Here is a 4,586-nt window from a genome sequence, read left to right on the forward strand (position 1 = left end):
AGCACCGCATGCATCCCCGGCGGAGCCTGATAGGTGCCGTCGCCCTTGCCGGCGAACCGCACCCGCCGGCCGGAGGGATAGGTGACCAGCAGATCGCTCGCCCCCGCCGTTCCCTCCGCAGTGATCTTCATGTCCCACTGCGTCGACCATCCAGCTCCGAAGATCCCGCCCGTACGGGCGTCCAGACTGTTGTAGGTACGGGCCACCGACAGCGGCGGCCCCGCGACCGCGACCTTCGCATCGACGAACGTACTCGTGTAGTTGCCTGTGACCGGCGTGAACTCCCGCCCATTACCGCTCCCCTCCCCCAGGTGCGCGCTCGTCAACGGCTGACGCGCACCCGTCGTCACCAGCAGCTTGTCACTCTCGGCCGACTCGCTGCTGTCCACATCGACGACACGCACCCACCACTCGTACTGCTTGCCCCACTGCAGCTTGCCCGACGGCACCCGCCAGGTGTTCACCCCCACCATGCCGCCGGACTCGAAACACACCGGCGTGGGCAAAGGATCCCCGGGCACCCACTGGTCGTCCTCTTCCGGCTTCTCGCAGATCTTGAAGAAGAACCGCAAGCTCGCCGCCGTCCCACCTCCCAACCGGGTGGCCTCGACCGTCAGCAGTGGCGTCACCGTCCCGACCAGCATCCCGTGCTCGGGATACACATCATCGATGATCGGAAACGTGGGGCCGGCCTGCGTCATCCGATCAAGCTGGTTCGCCCGCTCCACCCCCGCCGCAAGCTTCGACCTCTTCTCCGGCGTCGCTGAACGCGACTCCAGAGCCAGGGCCCCTGAAGGTCGCCGCCCCTGCCGAGTGCCGGCAGCGCCTCCCTCACGCGTGACCGACGCGTCCACCAGGCTCGGCAGCCGGCCCGCTGTACCCGCCATCTGCCTGGGCGTCGTCACCGGCCCCTGAGACTCGGCCGGCCCACTCACCGCACCCGCCTGGGCGTATGCCGGCAGCACGGCTAACGACAGCAGACCGGGCAGGGCGGCGACCAGCAACGCCGCGACCCAGCAACGAGCCCGTGCCAAAGACCGGCGCATACGCCGTCACACTCCGAACCACGCGGGGCGCCCGGAGGCGCCGGACGAAGCTCCACCCGCCCAGCCCGGAACCACCGCGCGACTCGGAGCATGTTGCCAAACGGACGAAGCGTAACTTCCACCCGAAAAAGCGACAAGATCCAATTAAGTCACATAAGGCACACATAAAGTGATCAAGACAGCGGGAGACGAGCCGCTAGACGAGTAAGTCCTGTGTCGTTTCGGCTGCAGGAACAGCGAAGGGTGTCGACGATCTGTTGGTGACGACAGACATCAACACCCTTCTCACCGCAATGTACGTGAAGATCGACGACTGGCTCGGCAAACCGCCCCGCATCGGACGCCCACCAAAACTGACCGACGCCGAGCTGCTGACCTTAGCTGCGGCCCAGGTTCTGCTCGGGATCCGCTCCGAGGCCCGCTGGCTGCGGTTCGTCCCCGGCATCTGCCCGGCGCATTCCCGTACCTGCCAGGTCAGTCCGGCTACAACAAACGGCTGCGCGCGGCACTGCCCCTGCTCCAGCGCGCGCTTCGGGTCCTGGCCCGCGACACCGACCTGTGGGCAGATCCGGTATGGGTCGTCGACTCCACCCCGGTCGAATGCGGCCGCTCCCGCCCCACCACCCAGCACTCGAACCTGGCAGGCTGGGCCGGCTACGGCTACTGCCGCTCTCACTCCCGCTGGATTTGGGGCCTGCGCCTGCATCTGATCTGCACTCCGGCCGGACTGCCGATCACCTGGGCTCTGGCCACTCCGAAGATCGATGAACGCCAGGTGCTGATGGCCATCTGCGACCACGACCCTGACCTGCTCGCCGAACGGCCCGGCCTGCTGATCATTGCCGACAAGGGGTACGTGGCGGCTGAGCTGGACCGCTACCTGGCTGAACGAGGGGTACAGCTGCTACGGCCCTCCTCCCGCAACCGCACACCCCGTTTCGGCGAACGACTCCTCAAACCGATCCGCCAGCTCATCGAATCGGTCAACGACACCCTCAAGGGCCAGCTCGACCTGGAACTCCACGGCGGACGCAGCCCTGAGGGGGTCGGCGCTCGCATCGCCCAACGCATCCTGGCGGTGACTGCCGCGATCTGGCACAACCAAGCCACCGGGCAGCCCGTCACACGATCACTGATCGCCTATGACCACTGATCCGACTTAGGACTCTAGGTCCCAGCGACGACCGCCTCCCTATCTCACACGCTGCCCAGCGAGAAGGGCTATGTACGCGAGCCCGGGATCGATCAACGCCTACTCTGGGAGGGATCCATGCTCATTGTCTCTCCCGAGAGGATCGAGCACTGGGAGAGTGCCGGCAGTCCCCGGGCAGACCCACCACTGGCGGGCTGGCATCTTGACCACCGGACGCGGGAGAACTCAGTGAACCTGCACAACGCGCGTTCGGCATGACTGCGGGCGGCTGGCTGGCAGGGGTGGGGTTCGTCTGGACGTCCCGGATCGACGCGGTCACCTGCGGAAGTACTCCCGGACCCCATATGGGGAGCCAAACGGGGGAGCCAGTGTAGGCCGACTCCCCCGGACAGCTCCCCCCTCTACGGACGGTCGCCGCAGCTCGCAGCTCTTACCTCGACACCCGCCGACCCCCAACCAACCCTCTCCTTTACCCACCATGTAACAGAAGTAGACCTAATTCGGGATGTTTACCATGCGGAGCGGTTTGAACGAGCTCCGCCGTGGCTAAGTCATGTGTGCGGGTCTCCAAGTGCGGCGGGCCCCCGAGCAGAAAGGCGTGGGCCCATGACCTCCTCGGCGCCGCTTGGGCTTCAGGGCGCCTACCTTTTGGGCGAACGGGCCACTCACGACCAGCTCCGCTCGCGCCTTCTCGACGTCGCGGTCAACCTGTTGCTGACCGAAGGACCCGAGAGTCTCACCACGCGCAGGATCGCCACCGAAGCCGGCTGCACCACGACGGTGATCTACACGATGTTCGGCAACCGGGAAGGGCTCGCCGAGGCCCTCTATCTGGAGGGGTTCGAGCGGTTCAGGCGGTTCCTGGAGGCCGTGCCGCAGCGGCGTGACCCTCTCGAGTACCTGACCGCGCTCGGCCCCGCCTACCGGCAGGCGTGCCTGTCGGAGCCGGGCTACTACAGCCTCATGTTCGAGCGGGCGATCCCCGGCTTCGAACCGAGCGAGCGGGCCCGCACCCTCGCCCGCGCCGCGCTCAACATCCTCGACCGGGCCATCGCCGACTGCATCTCCGCCGGCTACCTCGCCCCCACCCAGCCCCGCAAGATCGCCGACGCGCTCTGGGCGGCGGCCCAGGGAGCGATCAGCCTGGAACGTGCCGGGCACCTTCGTGACGGCCGCACCTACGAGGCGGTCACGACGGCGACGATCTGCTGCTATCTGGCGAAGAAGTAGCCGGCGAGGGCGTCGCGGCCAGCGCGATCCACAGCTCGGCCCGCACTCCCGGGTCGTCGAGGTCGCGGCCGAGCAGCTCCGCCACCCGCTTCATCCGGTAGCGCAAGGTGTGGCGGTGCACGCCGAGCCGCTGCGCGGCCGCGTCCCAGTGGCCGTTGCTGTCGAGGTAGGCGCGTAGCGACTCCACCAGGTCGGCCCGCGAGCCGTACCTGGTGAGGGGGGCGAGCAACGCGGCGGCGAACGCGCGCGCCGCCGCCGGGTCGAGCAGCCTCAGCAGTCCCTGCCCCGCCAGGTCGGCGAACCTCACGACCCCGCCTCCCCCGGCGGCCAGTGCCCGCCGGGCCTGGTCCAGGCCGCCGCCCAGCTCCAGGTACGAGCACGACCCGCTCATGCCGACGGCCGCCCCGGCAGCCCCGGCCAGTCCGGCCAGTTCCTCGGCCGCGCTCTCCCCGACGACCGCCACCACGAGCTCCTCGCCCTCCGGCTCTGCCGGCGCGTACGCCCCCGAGAACGCGGGGCCTCCGGACGAGGAACCCCCGGCAGCCCGGCGCGAGGCACCCAACGCTCCCCCGGCGGGCAGGGCACCCGCCGCTCCCCTGGTGGGCGGGACACCCGCCGCCCCCTCGTCCGGGTCGGACGGGAAGCGGGGCGGCGGAGCAGGCGGCTCGGACGGGATCCGGGCGGCGAAGGCGCGCGGTTCGAGGACGTCGAGAGCCTCGCCGGCGGCGGCCAGCACCACCAGAGGCTCCTCGGGCAGCCGCCCGCCGAGCGGGGCCAGCGCCGCGACCGCCTGCTCGTGGGCTCCGGCCAGCAGGAGTTCGAGCACGGAGGACCGGACCCGGCGCTCGGCCTCCAGCCGGGCGCCTCCCTGTTCCAGCGCCAGAGTCAGCAGCGACCCGGCGGCGTTGATCACCGTGTGGGTGACGGGCGAGAAGGCCCGCGCCGCCCCGACGGCGAAGAACCCGCGTGGCCGCGCCCCGCCCCCGAGCGGCTGCACCACGATGTGCTGTCCGGGCTCGGAGATCGCCAGACTGGACGGCACGCGCTCCGCGCCCGCGCCGCCCCCGGCCCCTGCCGCAGATGGCCTGCCGCCGCCGACCCCTGCTACCGGTGTCCGGCCGCCGCCAGTCCCTGCCGCGGGTGTTCGGCCGCCCTCG

Annotated in this window: 3 protein-coding genes and 1 pseudogene; 2 read left to right on the top strand and 2 right to left on the bottom strand. The window is 69.8% G+C overall.

Going from position 1 to position 4,586, the window contains the following annotated elements; translation table 11 throughout:
- Window positions 1-701, bottom strand: a 701-nt coding sequence (locus DQW85_RS11530) for a DUF6531 domain-containing protein (RefSeq protein WP_162794906.1), incomplete at its 3' end; no start/stop codon positions are given.
- A gap of 605 nt (window positions 702-1,306) precedes the next feature.
- Here DQW85_RS11530 and DQW85_RS11535 point away from each other — a divergent pair.
- Both DQW85_RS11535 and DQW85_RS11540 read left to right on the top strand, forming a co-directional pair.
- Window positions 1,307-2,199: pseudogene (locus DQW85_RS11535) on the top strand (IS982 family transposase).
- Window positions 2,200-2,805: 606 nt separating this feature from the next.
- Window positions 2,806-3,429: a TetR/AcrR family transcriptional regulator gene (locus DQW85_RS11540; RefSeq protein ID WP_113700337.1), complete on the top strand. Its 624-nt coding sequence runs from the start codon at window positions 2,806-2,808 to the stop codon at window positions 3,427-3,429.
- On the opposite strand, the gene DQW85_RS11545 is transcribed toward DQW85_RS11540, so the two are convergent.
- Window positions 3,389-4,586 (bottom strand): PucR family transcriptional regulator (locus DQW85_RS11545; protein ID WP_162794907.1); only part of this gene is annotated, 1,198 nt, incomplete at its 5' end. The two genes, DQW85_RS11540 and DQW85_RS11545, sit on opposite strands and share 41 nt — an antisense overlap.

Source organism: Nonomuraea lactucae, from assembly GCF_003313395.1.
GTDB lineage: Bacteria > Actinomycetota > Actinomycetes > Streptosporangiales > Streptosporangiaceae > Nonomuraea > Nonomuraea lactucae.